Origin of the sequence: Clostridium cavendishii DSM 21758 (genome assembly GCF_900141845.1) — a bacterium.
GTDB classification, from domain to species: Bacteria; Bacillota; Clostridia; order Clostridiales; family Clostridiaceae; genus Clostridium_AG; species Clostridium_AG cavendishii.
Genome location: NZ_FQZB01000018.1, coordinates 16,476 through 36,055, shown reverse-complemented (window position 1 = coordinate 36,055; position 19,580 = coordinate 16,476). Strand labels below are relative to the sequence as shown.

13 protein-coding genes and 1 tRNA gene are annotated in these 19,580 nt (G+C 28.2%); 4 read left to right on the top strand and 10 right to left on the bottom strand.

Features of this window, described 5'->3' with window-relative positions:
* Nucleotides 1–22: 22 nt before the first annotated feature.
* Nucleotides 23–2,914: a YhgE/Pip domain-containing protein gene (locus BUB01_RS19045; RefSeq protein ID WP_072991998.1), complete on the bottom strand. Its 2,892-nt coding sequence runs from the start codon at nucleotides 2,912–2,914 to the stop codon at nucleotides 23–25.
* 205 nt (nucleotides 2,915–3,119) lie between these two features.
* On the bottom strand, nucleotides 3,120–3,707 hold the full coding sequence (locus tag BUB01_RS19040) for a TetR/AcrR family transcriptional regulator (protein ID WP_072991995.1): 588 nt from the start codon (nucleotides 3,705–3,707) through the stop codon (nucleotides 3,120–3,122).
* A 188-nt stretch (nucleotides 3,708–3,895) separates the two neighbouring features.
* Here BUB01_RS19040 and BUB01_RS19035 point away from each other — a divergent pair, with 188 nt between their 5' ends.
* Nucleotides 3,896–4,783 (top strand): phosphatidylserine decarboxylase, encoded by an 888-nt coding sequence (locus tag BUB01_RS19035; RefSeq protein ID WP_072991993.1) that lies wholly within the window; start codon nucleotides 3,896–3,898, stop codon nucleotides 4,781–4,783.
* An 18-nt stretch (nucleotides 4,784–4,801) separates the two neighbouring features.
* Here BUB01_RS19035 and BUB01_RS19030 read toward each other — a convergent pair whose 3' ends face one another.
* Nucleotides 4,802–5,950, bottom strand: a complete 1,149-nt coding sequence (locus tag BUB01_RS19030) for a Card1-like endonuclease domain-containing protein (protein ID WP_072991990.1) — start codon at nucleotides 5,948–5,950, stop codon at nucleotides 4,802–4,804.
* 273 nt (nucleotides 5,951–6,223) lie between these two features.
* On the opposite strand from BUB01_RS19030, the gene BUB01_RS19025 reads away from it, so the two are divergent.
* Nucleotides 6,224–7,645, top strand: a complete 1,422-nt coding sequence (locus BUB01_RS19025) for an Ig-like domain-containing protein (protein ID WP_072991988.1) — start codon at nucleotides 6,224–6,226, stop codon at nucleotides 7,643–7,645.
* A 334-nt stretch (nucleotides 7,646–7,979) separates the two neighbouring features.
* On the opposite strand, the gene BUB01_RS19020 is transcribed toward BUB01_RS19025, so the two are convergent.
* A tRNA-Arg gene (locus BUB01_RS19020) sits at nucleotides 7,980–8,056 on the bottom strand.
* 102 nt (nucleotides 8,057–8,158) lie between these two features.
* A complete protein-coding gene (locus tag BUB01_RS19015) occupies nucleotides 8,159–9,412 on the bottom strand; it encodes an Nramp family divalent metal transporter (protein ID WP_072991985.1) in 1,254 nt (417 codons plus the stop codon).
* Between the two features lie 261 nt (nucleotides 9,413–9,673).
* Here BUB01_RS19015 and BUB01_RS19010 point away from each other — a divergent pair, with 261 nt between their 5' ends.
* Nucleotides 9,674–10,555, top strand: coding sequence for a DegV family protein (locus tag BUB01_RS19010; protein ID WP_072991982.1), 882 nt, complete (start codon nucleotides 9,674–9,676; stop codon nucleotides 10,553–10,555).
* Between the two features lie 74 nt (nucleotides 10,556–10,629).
* On the top strand, nucleotides 10,630–11,220 hold the full coding sequence (gene rbr / locus BUB01_RS19005) for a rubrerythrin (RefSeq protein ID WP_072991979.1): 591 nt from the start codon (nucleotides 10,630–10,632) through the stop codon (nucleotides 11,218–11,220).
* A 303-nt stretch (nucleotides 11,221–11,523) separates the two neighbouring features.
* Here rbr and BUB01_RS19000 read toward each other — a convergent pair whose 3' ends face one another.
* The 5 genes from BUB01_RS19000 to pepT form a co-directional block, all read right to left on the bottom strand.
* Nucleotides 11,524–14,664: an AAA family ATPase gene (locus BUB01_RS19000; protein ID WP_072991977.1), complete on the bottom strand. Its 3,141-nt coding sequence runs from the start codon at nucleotides 14,662–14,664 to the stop codon at nucleotides 11,524–11,526.
* Nucleotides 14,664–15,890, bottom strand: coding sequence for an exonuclease SbcCD subunit D (locus tag BUB01_RS18995; protein ID WP_072991974.1), 1,227 nt, complete (start codon nucleotides 15,888–15,890; stop codon nucleotides 14,664–14,666). Before BUB01_RS18995 ends, BUB01_RS19000 begins: the two co-directional genes overlap by 1 nt.
* A gap of 183 nt (nucleotides 15,891–16,073) precedes the next feature.
* Nucleotides 16,074–16,646: an ANTAR domain-containing response regulator gene (locus BUB01_RS18990; protein ID WP_072991971.1), complete on the bottom strand. Its 573-nt coding sequence runs from the start codon at nucleotides 16,644–16,646 to the stop codon at nucleotides 16,074–16,076.
* 19 nt (nucleotides 16,647–16,665) lie between these two features.
* Entirely contained in the window at nucleotides 16,666–17,994 is a 1,329-nt protein-coding gene (gene glnA, locus BUB01_RS18985; protein ID WP_072991968.1) for a type I glutamate--ammonia ligase, read from the bottom strand.
* Between the two features lie 249 nt (nucleotides 17,995–18,243).
* Entirely contained in the window at nucleotides 18,244–19,470 is a 1,227-nt protein-coding gene (gene pepT, locus BUB01_RS18980) for a peptidase T (RefSeq protein WP_072991965.1), read from the bottom strand.
* Nucleotides 19,471–19,580: the final 110 nt, after the last annotated feature.

Genomic DNA, 19,580 nt, shown 5'->3' with positions numbered 1-19,580 from the left:
ATCTATTTTGGTGAACATTTTATTATGCTGCTTGCTCTTTTTTTGCTTCAACCTTTTGTTGAAGTAACTCACCTTTTTCTTGGAATATCATTGAGATTACCAGTGATACAATTCCTATACATGCAAGTACAAATGCTGACTGTACTATTACACTTATATCTGAACCTGATATAGCTTCTCTTAAACCAGCTACACCATAAGTAAATGGCATAAATGGATTTAAGAATTTAAATAAATCTGGTACAACTTCTAATGGGAATGTTCCCGCACAAGATGTTAATTGAAGTATTAGTAATACTATTGCAATTAATCTTCCTGCATCTCCTAATAGAGATATTAGACATTGTATTATAGCGATAAATGTATATGACATTAAAATGTTAAATACAAAGTACATTACAATATTGTTTGGTTTAAGTCCTAAAGTTAATACTACTGCACTTACAAGTACTGACTGTAATAGTCCTATAAATCCATAAGATAAGTACTTACCTGCAACTTTAGATTTTGGACCTGCGCCCATTTCATCTTCAACCTTAGGTGATATTACGAAGAACATCATTATTGCTCCTACCCATAATGAAAGTGGTATGAAGTAAGGAGTAAATCCTGTTCCGTAATCTTTAACTGCATTAAGTGCTTCATTATTCATAGTGAATGGTTCTGATACAAATGTACCCATATCTGAGCTTGAATTCTTCAATCCATCATTCATCTCAGTATAACCATCATTTAATTTATCTGATAATTCTTTTGAACCATCAGCAAGTTTAGTAGCTCCATCTTTTAATTTGTTTCCACCATCAGCAAGTTCTGGCATCTTACCATTTAAAGTTCCAAGACCATCTGATAATTGAACTGTACCATCATATAATTTTGCAACTCCATCCTTTAAAGTTGGAATAGATGCTACAAGTGATTGAGCTTTTTCTAAGTTACCTTCTGTTAATTTTTCATTAGCCATTCTCATTAAATCTTGGCTATCTTTTATTTCGCTTTGAACTTGTTTTAACTTAGCTGCAAGTTCAGGTGATTTTTCTATTAATGCTAAATTTTGTGGTGTATTTAATTTATCCATTAATGGTTTGGCAGCATCTAAATCATTTTTAACTACTGATATTTTAGGAACTAAAGCTTGCATATCTTTAGTTGACATCGCCAAATCCTTTAATAAATCTAAATTTTCTCCATTTTTAGCTAAATCCACTTTAATATTGTTAGCCATATTTACTGTTTGTGATATAGCTTTTGCATTATCATCATTTAGCATTGCATTTACTTTTGTTAATAAAGCTTGATTATTAGACATAAATTGCTTTACTTGACTTAATTTTTGATTTAATCCATCTAATTGAGTCTTCATTCCACTAATATTACCATTTAAATAATTTGCGCCATTAATTAAATTTGTAACATCACTACTATATTTAGTATATAAACCCGAAACAGAAGCCAGTGTTTTTCCTTGCTCTTCTATTGTACCTTTTGCAATTTTAACATTATTCTGTTCTTCAGGTGTTAAATTCGGGTTTTTGGATAAACTATCTAAAGTTTTTAAAACCTGTTGAGTTTGAACTAAATCTGGTTTCTTTGCTAATGACGTTATTAAATTTTTATAGTTATCATCATTAACAATATTTTGTGTTAAGCTTTTTGCATTTTTATTTAAAGTATCTGCATAATTCATTAAATCATTGACTTGTTTCATTTGCGAGTCAATATTATTAATTCCAGCAGCCATTGTATTTATAGTTGCTATTGTATTTTTTATTTCACTAAACTTAGCTTTTAATAAATCTTCTGAACCAGCTAATTGAACTAGTTCCTTTGGCATTTGTTTCTCTAGCTGTGAAAGCTGTGTTTGAAGTGCAACTCCATCAGCTATTAATTTTTGAGCATTAGCAACTCTAGTATCTAATATTACTTTATTTTGTGGATTTGATAAATCCATATTTAATAATGTATTTATTGATGGCTTTCCAAGTATTGTATTAAATTCATTACTTGCTAATATACTATTTACATCACCATAAGTTTTCTTTCCAAAGTTTAAATTATCTTTATTAATAAGATCTAACATAGATGTGTCCATACCAGCTATTTTTTGAGTCTCACCTATAGCATTTTGAGCCATATGTAAGTTATTAGAGTTAAGTATCTTTGAAAAATCAACTCCATTTATTGCTGAAACTCCACCATCAATTTTTGATTTAAAAGTTCCAAAACCATTCTTAACTTGAACTGAACCATCATGTAATTTTGAAACACCATCTTGCATTGTTGGAATTCCATCTGTTAATTTAGTAACTCCATCAAGCATTTCCTTATTTCCATCTGCAAGTTCTTTACTTCCATCAGATGCTTTTAACATACCATCTTTTACATCAAATAATTTGTCAAAAGTAGCCTCTGTATATTGTTTAACTACTTTTGCTGTTATTTTTTCTTTTAATTTATCTTCTACCTTACCACCTATTTGTGCTGCAAGGAAATTTTTCTTTTCATTTGGTATATATTGAATTTTTGGTTGTTCTGGTTTTCCATCTTTAGCACTTAAAATCTTAGCTGAAAAATCTTCTGGAATTACGAACATTGAGTAATATTTTTCGCCTTCTACTCCTTTTTTCGCATCCTCTAAATTTGCAAACCTCCAACCTACCTCGGTATTGGATTTTAATTCATCAACTAGTTGAGAACCTGCATTCTCATACTTTCCATCATTATTAGCACCTTTATCTAGATTTACTACCGCGACTGGCAGTTTGTCCATTCTTGAGTATGGATCCCAGAATGCTGCTAGATATAGTAAGCTATATAATAGAGGAACTATGATAATAGCTACAACAGATACTCTAATAAACCTGTTATGGAATATCCCACTAATATCCTTTTTTGCAATTTTAGCAAATTTCATATGTCCATCCCTCCTTAATTTTTAATTCTTTTGTACTGACTGGTCAGTTTATTTATACTATTTTTCTGATTCTTTTGCAAATTTTTATTTTTTCGTTTATACAAAAAGATAACGTATTCTCTAATTTTTATTCTTATTTACTCCACTTTTCTAGGTTTTGCTTTTTCAAACTTATTCTTATTTTTGCGCAAAAAAATTCTGAAGTTTACACTTCAGAATTTGTATTTTTTTTCAATATTCCATTTAATGCTATGTTAGTTACATTGTCTATAACTTCGTCTAAGTTCATTTTTTCCATATTAGAAACCTCATAAACTGCGGCAGAAATTAAGCTCCCAAAAAAAGTATATGCCATAAGTGATATATTTCCTGTTACTAATAAACCCTTATCCATAGCTGACTGCATCACTTTTTCTATTTCATGTATGTATAAAAATAATTTGTTTCTAAGTTCTGATTGTCTTAATTCTTGCCCCCAAAGTTGGCTTATTATAACTTTAAAGAAATCTTTATCATTATAAAGTAATGTTAGTTGAAGCTTGCATATTCTATTTAAGGTTTCAATTGGATCTAGGTTTTCATCTTCTATTATCTGGAGTTCATTTTCTAACATATTTAATCCTTCTTGTATTATAAAATTAAAAATATCTTCCTTACTTTTAAAATGATAATACAATGTTCCTTTGGCAACACCTGCTTCTAAAGCAATATCATCAACAGTGGCTCCATTGTAGCCGCTCTTTGAAAATACAGCAATACCTGCATTAAAAATAGCTTTTTTTGTTTTATTCATTTTCTCAACTCCAATATATATATTGACCAGTCAAGTTCAATATAGTACTCCTAAGATAAATATACATTATTTATTAATAGTAAACAACATTAATTTTAATAATTGGTGTATACTATTAATAAAATATCTACCTATTACAATTTTATTATGTTAAAATTAAATGGATTATTTTAAAAGAGAGGGATTTTATGATAAAGATATATAATAGAGTTTCTAAGCAATATGAAGAAGAACAAGTCGCCGGTAAAAAGTATATAGAATGGTCTTATATGTCTCCTGTCGGAAAGAGCTTTACAGAATTACTTATAAAGAAAAAACTTTTTTCTAAATTGTTTGGATCTTTTTATGATTCTCCAAGAAGTATGAAAAAGGTTAAACCTTTTATAGATGAATTTAATATAGATATGTCTCTATGTGAAAGTTCTCTATCCGACTTTAACTGCTTTAATGACTTCTTTATAAGGAAACTTACTAAAGATGCTAGACCTATAGATATGTCACCTGAAAAGCTTGTTTCCCCTGGTGATGGTAGACTTCTAGCTTTTGATAATATAGATATGGATAATTTAGTTCAAGTTAAAGGCTTTACTTATTCTTTAGAAGAACTTTTAGGGGATAAAGAGGTAGCTTCTAAATATAATGGTGGTGTTTGTCTTATATTAAGACTTTGCCCTACTGATTATCATAGATTTCACTTTATAGATAACGGTAGTTGTGGACATACCCATAAAATTGAAGGTGCCTATTATTCAGTAAATCCAATAGCACTTAACAATATTCCTAAATTATTTTGCCAAAATAAAAGGGAATGGAGTATTTTTAAATCTGAAAATTTTGGAGATGTAATCCATGTTGAAGTTGGAGCTACTTGTGTTGGAACTATAATACAAAGTTATACTCCAAATACACCTGTAACTAAAGGTAGTGAAAAAGGCTACTTCAAATTTGGGGGCTCCACTACAGTATTATTCTTTAAAAAAGATACTATAAAGATTGATGAAGACATCTTAGAACAGACTAACTTAGGTTTTGAAACAAAAGTATCTATGGGTGAAACTATAGGTTCAAAAATATAATTAAACCCCTCAGTAGGATTATCTTACTGAGGGGTTTAATATATCATTTAGTTTATTTTTAAACTCATTTTTATTACCATTGTACACAACTAAATGTATATTCATTTCCTTAGCCCTTTCTAAAACAGATGCTTTTAGAGGTTCTTTAGTGGCAGCTAGTATTTTTATTACATTTTCTCCACCCAATTCATCTGCATACACATTGAGTTCATTTAATGCAACCTCATCATATTTACTACTATCTTTACACGATATGCATATAAGTAACGAATCCTTTATCGCTACAACATCCAATTCGTTTCTTAACTTCTTTTTATCTTCGTTCCACAAAAATAAAACTCCATTTTTAACTTGATCTACATATTCAATTTCCTCAAATATAGCTTTTGTAAAAACTTCAAACCAAGTTCCGCTTTTAAATATAAATCCCTTTATATAATTATTATTAAAATATATTTTAATTTCATTATCCTGTATTTTATAATCTATCTCACCATAATATTTTAACTTATTTAATATTTTATAATATATAGCTGTTTCCTCATCAGTTAATAATCTACTATTAACAGTTATAAAATAAGGGTTATTTATATCATGTATAAACACTCTACCATCATAAAGTTTACTTTTGAGCTTATGCCATAGAGTTAAATTTTTAGAAATCATATCAGTAAGCCAATTAACAGCATTTGCTTCTGTTATTTCCGTTGAATCTACTATTATAGAACCTCCATTAGATTCTATAACTTCATCTATATTTAAGTCTATAAATTTTCTTTTTTCAACACTTACAAGTGAATCCTTAAATTCATATAATAATGAATTTTCTATGTCAACATAATGAGATACTATTTTATTCTTAATCGCAAACTGTAATAATAATAAAACATCTAATTTTTTACCTGATGTTAAATTTATAAGTATACTCTTATCTAGATTATCTTTAAAAACTTTCTCTAACTTATTAGCATCAAAAATATCTAACTGAAAAAATGTAAATTTTACATTCTCAAATTTGTTTCTATAATAATCTTTTAACTTATATATTAAATTCTCATCCTCTTTTTTATATAAAAATAAGATAGCCTTTGGATTATATATTTCTGTCAACAATATGCTCGACTCATTATGGAAATCAAATATACTTACAATAAGTTCATAATTCATAATATCATCCTTGCTAAATAGTATTTTAATTTATTTTTACCTAATTTTTAAATTATATCCTCAAAGGTGTAAAATACAGTTATTTTACTTCTTCCACATAAAGATACTAGCTTTTTGTTCTATTATATTGTGTTTTAATACTAATATATTTTTATAGTATAAAATTTACTTTATTTATAACATATAAGGAAAAATGTAGAAATATTTTCCTTGAAATTGAAAATAATGTAGTTATATAATAATAATTGTAGTAATTTTAAGGGGGAAATATAAATGAAAAAGAAAATTAGTTTAGTTTTAAGTATTATATTAGCATTTACTTTTTTAGCATTTACACATCCAACTAGTGCTAGAGCAGAGGACAAGGATGTAGTAGTTGGAGCAAAGAATTTAAATGATACAACTGAGAATAGTGCTAAGGTTGGTGACCAATTATTACAACCTGAAAAGGAATGGAAGAGATATGATGATACAGATTCTAGAATTCTTTACAATGAAGGTAAAACTATAGTTCATAATCAATTTTACCAAGGTTCTGAAAGAGAATGGATACAATCTGTTAAATTTAGAATGGTAAGTGATAGATTATTACTATTAGGTTATGTATTTTCTAACTATTCAGACGATATAGAGGTAAAAATTGACAACGAGGTGGTAGAACATTTTTCAGCAATTGGCAATAATAGAAATCAAGTTGTTTTATTTAAAAAAGATGGACTGGAGTTTAAAGAGCATTATGTTGAAATAACGAATAAGAAATTTAATATAAGAACTGAAACAACACCATGGATTTTTGTATTAGATGCAATAGATATATCTGAGAAAGGTAGTTTAAAACCATATGTAGATTCAATAACATTAGATAAATCATCAATAAACTTATTAACAGGAAAAACAGATAAGTTAACAGCAACCGTAAAACCAGATAATGCAACAAATAAAGAATTTGAATGGTCATCAAGTGATGAAAAAATAGCAACCATTGATAAAGATGGAAATATAAAAGCAATTGAAAAAGGAACTGCAACAATAACTGCTAAATTTAAGGGCACTGATTTAAAAGCAACTTGCGAAGTTAGCGTAACTGAGCCTTCAGATGAAAGTGTAACAGTAGAATCTGAAATAGATAGATTAAGTATAAATAAAGAATTTACAACTGATATAGTGCTTCATGCTGGAAAGAATATATGTGCTGAAGATATAAAAATTTCTTATAATAAAGATTTATTTGAATATGTAGGATATGAACAAATAGATGGATTAAGAGTAAATAAAGAAATTAAAAATATTGATGCAGGAAATCTTAGATTTATAGTATCAAGCTTAGGAAAGAAAAATGCTATAAATGGTGATAAATCAATGATTAAATTGAAATTTAAAGCTAAAGCAATTGGCAAAGGGAAAGTTGATGTCACTCAAACTCGTATAGCTGATAATGGTTCAATAGAAAGAGATATTGCAGAAGATAAATGTGGCGAAAAAGAATTTACAATAGTTTCAGATGTAAATAGGGATGGCGAATTCAGTTTATTAGATTTAGGAATTGATTCTTGGTATCATGGAAGCGATGTAAAGGATACAGATACAACTAAATTTGATGCAGACGTTGTAGTAAATGGAAAAATAGATGATCAGGATTTAGATGAAATAACAAATCAGTTAATAGCTAATCCAAATTACCAACCAAACAAATAATCACAATATCTTAATATAAGCTGCGAGTAATCGTAGCTTTTTTATTTATTAAAAATTTATAATTTTTCCCAGTGTACCTTTGCAATAACTCATTTAAAGCCTTCCTAAAAAATAAAGCACTTAAATTCATCTCTAAGTAACCGAGCTAAATCATTTATTGTTTTTATATTTTATAATTATCTAACATAGCTTTTTGCATATCCACTCTATCTTCTATCCTATTAAAAATTATTTTCTATGAATAGTTAAAAACTTTTATTAATCATAGATATTAACTATGATGTTCTAACTACAATAAAAAAACTTAGTGAATTAAGATATTCACTAAGCTTAATGGTGCGGCGGAGAGGATTCGAACCCCCGACCAATCGGTTCGTAGCCGACTACTCTATCCAGCTGAGCTACCACCGCAAATTAAAATATTTTCAATAACAAAAATATATTATCATAATAAGCCAAATAAATCAATAGCAAAGAAGATACCTTTCTATAATATGGTACCTTCTTTATTCTTTATAATACACTTATTAAAAGCATTATATTTAATACACTAACTACTATTCCAATTACCCATAACATTATATTTTCTATTTTAGTATTTTTATATTCTCCCATAACCTTTTCTGATGCTGTTAAATATATCTGGGTGAATATAGTAATTGGTAATTGTACACTTAACAACATTTGTGAATATACAAGACCTTTAAAAGGATTCGATACAAAAAATATTATTATTAAAGCTGGTATTATAGTCATTATTATACCCATTTTAGTATGTTTGTCATGTACGTCATATGGTTCGCCAAATAATCCGGTAAATATGGATGCTCCTGCCATACCTGCTGTTACACTAGATGCTATACCTGCAAATAGTAATGCTATAGCAAATACTACAGCTGCTGAATTACCTAGTAATGGCTTTAACATAATCTGTGCTTGTTCTAACTCTGTAACTGATATCCCACTTGTAAAAAATGAAACTGCAACTAGTATCATTGCACTATTTATGGCAAATCCTATACCCATAGATAATAAAGTATCCATAAATTCATATTTTAATTGTTTTTCTATAACTTTCTTATCTTCTAAATTCCATTGTCTACTTTGTATTACTTCTGAATGTAAGAAAAGATTATGTGGCATTACTACAGCTCCTAGAACACTCATTATTATAGGTAATGAACCTGTTGGTATATTAGGAACTACCCATCCTTTTATAGCTTCATTCCAATTTGTATTAACTAATGCTACTTCAAATATAAATGCTAAGCCTATTAAAGATACAAACCCTATTATAACTTTTTCTATTTTTATATAAGAGTTCGAAAATAACATCCATATTACTAATACTGATGAAAGTAATGCGCCTATTTTTAATGGTATATTAAATAACATTTTTAGTGCTATTGCAGCTCCTAATATTTCTGCCATTGCAGTACCTATAGCTGCAAGTACAGCTGTAAATGTTATAAATCTTCCAGTCCAAGGCTTCATATATTTATTTATAGCTTCTGATATACAAAGACCTGTTGCTATCCCTAAGTGTGCAGCATTATGCTGAAGCACTATAAGCATTATTGTAGATAAAGTAACCATCCAAAGCAATTTATAGCCATAATCAGAACCTGCAGCTATATTAGAAGCCCAATTTCCAGGATCTATAAAACCTACTGTAACTAAAAGTCCTGGTCCTATATATTTTATAAAATCTCTTGCCATAAACTTAGGCTTTTGATTTTCTTTTTCAAAGAATTTTTTTATATTCATTTTCAATCACCTCTTCGTTATTATTATATAATAATTATTATCGTTTGTTAATAGGATTATTATATTATATTTTGTCTTTTTGTTTAAAAATATAGTTATATAATATATATTACCAATTTATATTTCCAGTTTGTTGTTGTTTTTACATATTTATTATTAAAATTCTATGCTTTTAAACCTTTACCTATCCCTTTTGAAACTTGAAAGTATTATTATATTGAATTAAAATATAAGATAAGATACTTTTAAAGGAGAGATTTCATGAAAGATTTTGTTATTTTTGCAGACTCAGCTTGCGATTTACCACTTAACATTATTGATGAATTAGATATAAAATACTTAGGTATCGTTTGTACATTAAATGGTGTTGAATATATAGAAGATTGTGGACAAACACTAAAACATAAAGATTTTTTTAAGGCAGTAAGAGAAGGTGCTCTTCCTACTACTGCACAAATAAATAACTTTAGATTTCAAGAATCATTCGAAGACTATGTTAAAGAAGGTAAATCTATACTATATATATGTTTTTCTTCTGCACTTAGTGGTACTTACCAAAGTGCATTTATTGCCAAAAATGAAATTTTAGAAAAATATCCTTCAGCCGATATAAATATTATAGATAGTAAATCAGCATCTGGAGGTCTTGGACTTTTAGTTTATTATGCAGGACTTATGAAAAAACAGGGTAAACCTATAGAAGAAATAATAGATTGGGTTGAAAATAATAAACTTAAGGTTTGTCACTTCTTTACAGTTAATGATTTAGACCATTTAAAAAGAGGTGGTAGAATATCTGCTACAGCTGCTACTATCGGTGGACTTTTAAATATAAAACCTGTTATGCATGTTAATGATAACGGAGAACTTAAAAATTTTGTAAAGGCTAAAGGAAGAAAAAAAGCTATTAAAACTTTATTTGAAAGCTTTGAAAAACATATTTTAAATCCCGAAGAACAAACCATTATAATAAATCATGGTGACTGTATTGATGATGCAGAAACACTAGCTAATATGATAAGAGAAAAATATGTTGTAAAAGATATTGTAATACACTATCTTGGTCCTGTTATAGGATCTCATACGGGTGCTGATCTTTTAACTTTGTTCTTTATGGGCGATACTAGAAGTATCGAAAATTAAATTTAAAATAATGATTTAAAATCATCCTTATAGCAATACTATAAATATATTTGTTATGGAGGATGATTTTTTTTATGAAAAATTTACATGGAACTAAAACTTATGAAAATCTATCAAAAGCATTTTCAGGTGAATGTCAGGCTAGAACTAGATATACGTTTTATGCTGAGATAGCAAAAAATGAAAACCATAAACAAATAGAATCAATTTTTATAGAAACTGCTAATAATGAAAAAGCTCATGCTAAAATTTTTTATGATTTTTTAGTTAAAGGCTCAGTAGACTATCATATAGATGTTAATGCCAAATATCCTATGGGCTTTGGAAATACTAAGCAAAATCTTAAATCTGCAGCAGATGGCAAAAAAGAAGAATGTATCAAAACCTATCCTCAATTTGCTAAAATAGCTTTAGAGGAAGGTTTTCCTGAAGTTAACAAAGCTTTTGAATTAATAACAGAAATTGAAAAGCATCATGAAAGAAGATTTTTATCCTTCCTTTCACAATTGGAAACAAATTCTCTTTATAGAAGTGATAAGCCCAAATACTGGAGATGTATAAATTGTGGATTTGTCTGCAAAGATATGGAAGCACCTAATAAATGTCCTGCTTGCACTCATCCACAAGGTTTTTTTGAAACTATCTACAACTTAGATTGTGATTAACATAAATATATTTTCTCACCCATTAATCTCTATCTCATATTTATATGAGAAAAATGGATTACCTTGGTTTAAGGTAATCCATTTTTCTTATAATATATTACATTATTTATTATATAAGCATTACAATAAATTGTATTGATAATTACAAGCTTTTATTTTTAAACAAAACTTATACTCACTACCCTTTCTTATGAGTAAGTTCACATTAACCAAATCTAAGATTTGGATGGCTTTTTAAATGAAACTCCTACTCACTAACGTTCGTATGAGTAATTTCGAATAACCAAATTAAAATTTGGATTCTCACTTAAATCTAGCAGTACTTCCATTCTTACCCGCTGTTACCTCTAAAATACTGTCTACCCTTTCTCTTAGCTCATTAACATGGGATATTATTCCTACAAGTCTTCCACCTTGCTGAAGAGCTAATAAGCACTCTATAGCATTATCTAGTGAAGCTGGATCTAAAGTTCCAAAACCTTCATCAACAAACATTGTATCTAATACAATACCACCAGAATAATTTTGTACTACATCTGCAAGACCTAATGCTAGGGACAATGATGCCTTAAAGCTTTCTCCACCTGATAAAGTTTTTACATGTCTTGACTTACCTGTATAACTATCAAATACTTCAAGTTCTAACCCCTCTTGTTTTCTTCCCTTGCCCTTATCTTCTTTTCTCTTTAGTCTGAATCTTCCATTTGCCATTTTATCTAATCTCATATTTGCAGCACTTATTATTTCATCAAAATAAGCTGCTAAAACATATCTTTCAAAGGTTATCTTTTTAGGATTATCTCCATTAGATACCTTAGCCAGTTCACCTATTATCTTATATTCTTCTTCCTTATCTCCTAATTTAGCATTTATATTTTCTATTTCCTTAAGTAAGTCATTATTGTTTTTTACTCTAGCAAATATAATATTATCTTTATTTAGTAATTCCTTCTCACCTTCTAGTGCCTCATTTAATTTAATCTTAAACTCTCCTATATTGACTATAGTTAAATTTTTAATATCTTCCGTAGCCTTTTTAAATAATTCTTGTAAAGTATTTAGGTTTTGTTTATATGAGTTTATTTGTTTTTCTAAAATTTCTATAAATTCTTCATTTCTATAGCTATTTTTATAATCTTCAGTATTTTTAAAATCCGATTTTTTTATACTACTTTCAAATTCTTCTTTAGCTTCCTTTGATTCTGCTTCTGACTTAATTAATTCCTGATTTTTTACTTCTTTATCTTTCTTACTTGCTGCTACTATATTACTCATTGTATTTAAATTATCCTGAGCTTTTTTATAATTTTCTTCAAGTAGCTGTAACCTATTTGATAAATTTAATATTTTATTTTGTAAATTTTTCAAACTTCTCAATTCGTCTGTTATTTCTTTTTCTATTTCTCTTAATGATACTTCTGTTGCTTGAATTTTACCGTAAATATCTAATTCTAGATTTGAAATTTCATTGTTTTTTATCTCTAATATTTTCAATTCCTTATTTAGACTTTCTAAGTCTCCATAAGTCTTTTTAAGTTTCTCTGATATTTTTTCTAAATTTAATTTTTGTAAATTTAAATCTTCAATATTTTTTGCTACTGATTTTCCTATAACTATAAGCCTATCTTTCTTTATCTTAATGTCAGTTTCAGAAATAATCTCATTTCCTAAAAGTTTAACTAACTCATTTTCCATTACCTTTGTATTATTTTCAAAGAAACTGTCTTTGTCTTTATGATAAACCTTTAATTCAGATAATAATTCATTATAACTTTTATCAGCTTTTTCAAATTCAATTCTTAAAGCTTTAAGTTCCTCTTCTGTAGGAATTCCATCTATTATCTTAGCCTTCTCTGGATGTTCTAATGAACCACAAACTGGACACTTACATCCATCTATTAGAGTTTTAGCTAATAGACCAGCTTGACCTTTCTTAAATAATTCATCCTTAACTTCAAAACTTTCTTTTAAATCTTTATAAGTTTTTTCATATTTATTAAATTGTAATACTTTTTCTTCATAAACCTTAACCTTGTTTGAATATTCTTTATAACTATTAAATAAATTTAATAGTGCAGCTTTATCAGAACTATTTTTATCTAAACTAACCTTTAAATTAACAAGTTCCGTATCATATTTTGCTACTTCCATTCTAGCATTATGAGACTCTTCTATTTTCTTTTTTATTTCCTCTATATTCATAGAAAGCTGCTTTTTTTCTTCTCTATTCTTTTGTAAATTTAAATTTAAAATTTTTAATTGTTCCTTTTTTTCTTCATATCCTTTAAGCTTCTCTTCTTGCTTTTTTAACTTTGATATTTCTTCTATTAAAAACTTTTTTTCCTCTTTATTAGCCTCTTCTTTATTAAAATCATCTTGCGCTATCTTTAATTTTTTTTCATTTTCATACAAACTATTATTAGCTATCTCATAGGATTTTTTTCTGACCTCTAGATTATTTATATTCTTAACATAATTTTCTTCATATTTTTTAATTATACTTGCTTTTTTTGCTTTTACTAATTCAGTTTGTTTTTCTTCGAATTCTAGACCTTTTTGTAATTCTAATTCAAGCTTAGCTTCAATCTCTTCTTTATACTTAAATTTTTTATTTATCTCCTCAGCCTTTATTATTTCATTTTGTAATTCCCTTTGTAATGATTTAATATTTTCTAATTTATTTTTTAAATTTTGTCTCTCTTTTTCATCTAAATCTATTAATCTTAGCGTATTTTCTATTATTTCACTAACATTATAATCTTTAGATTTTATTAAACTCTCTAGAAGTTCATCATTTCCATAATCTATCTTACTTATATTATTTGCCCTATTTAATATAAGTACTCCCATAAGATCTCTAAGTTCTTTTTCTTTTTCATATAGCTTTTTTTGAATATCTAAGAAACTATATGTATTAAATATTCTTCTAAATATATCTTCTCTATCCTTGCTATCAGCCTCTAAAAGCTTTCTAAATTCCCCTTGAGGTAACATAACTATTTGTCTAAATTGATTCTTATCTATACCAATTAAATCCCTTATAGCCTGATCTACATTCATTACCCCTGTGATAACCTTTGATTCTGATAATATAAACTCAGCATCACTTTTTTTAATAGTAAATCCATCACCTCTAGCTTTTTTCACATATTGTTGAGGTTGCCTCTTTATACAATACTTTTTTCCTCTTATTTCAAATTCAAGCTCAACATATGTAAGTATATCCTCTTTAGCAAAATCACTTCTTAAACCATCTGTATCTCTTGAACTGCCAGATGCCTCTCCAAATAAAGCAAAGCTTATAGCATCAAATATAGTCGTTTTTCCTGCACCAGTAGGACCTGTTATGAGAAAAAGATTTTTCCCATTTAATAGTGAGAAATCTATAACCTCTTCCCCTGCATAAGGACCAAAAGCACTTATTTTAAGCATTAATGGTTTCATTATTTTGTCTCCTCTCTATTAATAGCCTCTTCTACTTTCTCAATTATCATTTTCTTTTCCTCTGTTAATTTTTTTAAAACTATATTTTCATAAAATTCCTTAAATAATTCAGTCTTACTTCTATTTTCATGTCTATCTCTTAATGAATTGCTCCCTATTTCAAAATCAGTTTGTTCTACTTTTCTAAGTCCCATTATATTAGGATATATAGCTCTAAGCTTGACCATAGGTTCTAAAACCTCTCCGTTATCTGTTATATTAGCAAATACATAATCTTCTTTGTTTGACTTTTCATAATAAGTCTTATTTGTAAGTTCATCAATTGTACCTGCTATTACTCTCATATCTCTTAAAGGTTTCAAATCAGCTAACCTTACATCTACTTCTCCATTTTGATCAATTTCAACTATTGTCACGCTCTTCTTTTGTCTCTCCTCTGAAAAAGAATATTTAAGAAGTGAGCCAGAATATCTAATCTTGTCTGAACCTACTTTTTGAGCTCCATGTAAATGCCCTAAAGCCACATAATTAAAATTTTCAAAATGTTTTCCACTAATTAAATCTGTACCACCAATAGAAAGTGGTCTCTCCGAATCTGAAATATTAAGTCCTGCTCTGATTAAATTGTTATCACAATCTATTGCAACTTCGTTTAAAGCTTGGCTATTTGATTCATCACTCATAAAAGTAATGTATCCATGAGTTATTAATATATTTCTAGAGTCTTTATCCATTTTTTCTTCTATTCTTCCTATTATTGCCTTCATAGCATCATCATGAGTTCTTATACTATTATCTTCATACATAAATCTTACTACTGCTGGGTCTACATATGGAACTAAATAAAAATTAACTTCTCCATAGTTATCTTTTAAAACTACTTTATTTATTTCCTTTTTAAATATTCCCTCCATATAAAAGCCTTGATCTCTCAAAATATTACTAGCAAAAGAAAGTCTTTCAGGACTATCATGATTACCAGCTATAGCTAGTATAGGAGTCTTTAAACCTATTAAGATTTTGTCTATATATTCATCTAAAAGCTCTACAGCAACTGCTGGAGGAACTGATCTATCATATAAATCACCAGTTATAATTAAAGCGTCTGGTTTTTCTTCTTCTATTAATTTTATAAGTTTATTAAGTATATATCTTTGATCTTCTAACATACTTATTTCATTTACTATCTTTCCTATATGCCAATCACCAGTGTGAATTATTTTCATTTTGCACCTTCCTAAATAAATTATTTTTATATGTATTACTTCTATAATAATATCCTTTTTCCTTTTTATAAAACAAAAGATAACATCTTAAACATTTAATAAACAATTATACTTACTAATTTTATCATACTTAAAAGTACCAAATAAATAGTAAAAAGGCAGCTTAAAAAACTGCCTTTTTACTTACTTATTTTCAGATATTATTTTTTTTGCTAGCTGTAACATTGATGTCTTATTATCCATGCTATCTTTTTGAATTTTTCTATAAGCTTCATCTTCTAGTAGATTATATTTAACCATTAGAATTTGTTTAGCTTTATCTATAATTTTCTTGTCCTCTATATTTCTTCCCCTGTTTATTTGCTTATTGCTTACTAAGTTTTTACTAATCTCATTGCTAACATCATATACTAATTTAATAAATTCACTTGGTTTTATAGGTTTTTGCATACACAAAAGACCTACTTTTTTTTCCCATGGAATAACAAAACCATATTGTTGCATAGTACAAAGTAATATTACCTTAGATATTTTTTCCCCACATATTATCTTTGCAACCTCTGCTCCATTAATATCTGATAAATCATAATTTAATATAACTAATTGTGGTTTTGTAGTTCTACATTTTCTTATTAATAAATTTCCTGAGGTGCATATGCCGTCTACATTAAAACCCTTTTGCAAAAGTAGGCTTTTAATCTGTCCGCCGGCTTTTAACGTACTTGCCCCTATTAGGATTCTAAAGTTTGTTATCATGCACCCTCCCCCAATTAAACTAGAATTTACTTAAATATTGTTCAACTTCCCAGTTATGAACCTCAGCTCTATAGTTTTTCCATTCAATTTTCTTCGCTTCTAGGTAAACATTATATACATGTTCTCCTAAAACTTCCTTTAAGAATGGGTCCTTCTTAAACTCTTCTATTGCCCCATTTAGATCAAGCGGAAGGCTTTCTATTCCTTGAGATATTCTTTCATCATCTGTCATTTCGTACAGATTTTTTTCTATACTTTTTGGCGCTTGTAGTTTGTTTTTTATTCCATCTAGTCCAGCTGCCAAACATAACGCTAGCACCAAATAAGGGTTACAAGATGGATCTGGATTTCTAAGTTCTAATCTTGTAGTATCCTCCCTAGCAAAAGGGATTCTTATTAATGGACTCATATTCTTTGGAGACCATGACAAATACATTGGCGCCTCATAACCAGTAACTAATCTTTTATAAGAGTTAACTAAAGGATTTGTAATAATAGTCATTCCCTTTATATGCTTTAATATACCTGCTATGAAGTTATAAGCCTCGCTACTTAAAGAATACTCATCATTACTATCATAAAATACATTTTTATTATTTTTTGATAATGACATATTTATATGCATACCTGAACCACTTATACCGGATATTGGTTTAGGCATAAATGTAGCATGCAAACCATGTGATTGAGCTATTGTTTTTACTACTGATTTGAAAGTAATTATGTTATCAGCAGTATTTAAAACATTATCATATTTAAAGTCTATTTCATGTTGTCCCCCAGCACCCTCATGATGTGATGCTTCTATTTCAAATCCCATTTTTTCAAGTGCTATACACATATCTCTTCTTGCTTCTTCACCTAAGTCTATGTGCCCTAAATCAAAATATCCTGCATTATCATGAGTTTTTGTAGTTGGTTTTCCTTCATCATCTGTATGAAATAAGAAAAATTCACATTCAGGACCTACATTAAATGTATATCCCATCTCTTCAGCTTGTTTTATAACTTTTTTTAATATATATCTAGGATCTCCCTCAAAAGGCTTTCCATCTACTGTATAAACATCACAAATCATTCTTGCTATATTACCCTGATGACTTTCCCACGGTAATATTTCAAAAGTATCTACATCAGGCATTAGATACATATCTGACTCTTCAATTCTTACAAAGCCTTCAATAGAAGAACCATCAAAACTACAGCCTCTTTCTAAAGCTTTTTCTAATTGACTTTCAGTTATAGCTAAATTTTTAACATTACCAAATATATCGGTAAATTGAAGTCTAATAAATTTAACATCATTTTCTTCTACTAGACTTATGATATCCTCTTTTAAATACTTCATAAGCTTTGAGTCCTCCTTAATTTTCTTATCTTTAAAACTATCGTTTGACCAGAACAACAACTTTAAAAATACAATTCTAATATAACTTGATCAAAAAAATAGACGCTCAATAAAGGGAAACCACTCCCTCTATTGAACGCCGTTGTTCACAAAAATTATTAACTTTTCTTATATATTCATATTATGCTATTTTACTTTTAGTGTCAATATATTTAAAGTTAATTATTAAATTTGAGAGTTGATTATTAGCTATTTACTTGCATACAACTTTATTATATTTACTATAACTTCTACAGCCTTTTCCATAGATTCTATAGGAACATATTCAAATTTACCGTGGAAGTTTTCACCACCAGCAAATATATTAGGAGTTATAAGTCCCATAAATGATAATCTAGCTCCATCAGTACCACCTCTTATAGGCTTTATATTTGGCACTACTCCAGCTTCTTCCATAGCCTTAACTGCAGTATCAACTATGTGCATTTCAGGTTCAACCTTTTCCTTCATGTTCTTATATTGTTCTTTAACGGTTGTATTTACTATGCCTTCACCATACTTTTTATTTAAAGCTTCTGTTATTTCTAACATTTTTTCATTTCTAGCTTTATAACCTTCCTCAGTGAAATCTCTAACTATATAATTTAAACTTGTATTTTCAACTGATCCATTAATTCCTATTAGATGATAGAATCCTTCATAACCTGAAGTTCTTTCTGGAACTTCTTCACTTGGAAGCATACTTATAAATTCATTTGCAATAAACATTGAATTTACCATTTTATCTTTTGCATAACCTGGGTGAACATTTCTTCCGTTTATTTCAACCTTAACCCCTGACGCATTAAAGTTTTCATATTCTAATTCTCCTATAGCTCCACCATCCATAGTATACGCAAAATCAGCATTAAAATATTCTACATCAAAATGATCTGCACCTTCTCCAATTTCTTCATCTGGAGTAAAGCCTATCTTTATATCTCCATGTTCTATTTCTTTATGATTTATAAGATACTCTATAGCTGTTATTATCTCAGCTATTCCTGCTTTATCATCAGCACCTAATAATGTTGTTCCGTCAGTTACTATTAGATTATTTCCTTTATAATTAACTATTTCAGGTGATACACTTGGTCCTAAAATTAAATTTGTTTTAGCATTAAGTAATATATCACCACCATCATAATTTTCTATTATTCTAGGGTTAACGTTTTCTCCACTTAAATCTGGTGAAGTATCCATATGTGCTATAAATCCTATTGTCGGTATTTTCTTATCAGTATTAGCCTTAAGAGTAGCATAAACATATCCATGTTCACTTAATGTTACATCTTCTAATCCCATTTCTTTAAGTTCATTAACTAAGACTTTAGCAAGTTCTAATTGTCCCTCTGTGCTTGGAGTAACTCTTGTTGCTTCATCAGATTTAGTATTCATCTTTACATATTTTAGAAATCTTTCAGTTACTGTTATCATTTTATCTTCTCCTTTATATTTTTTCGTTAAAATTTATTGTTAAATTTTGAATTATACATAAATTATACTATGTTATTCATAAAATAACCAATATTTTAATAATAGATATT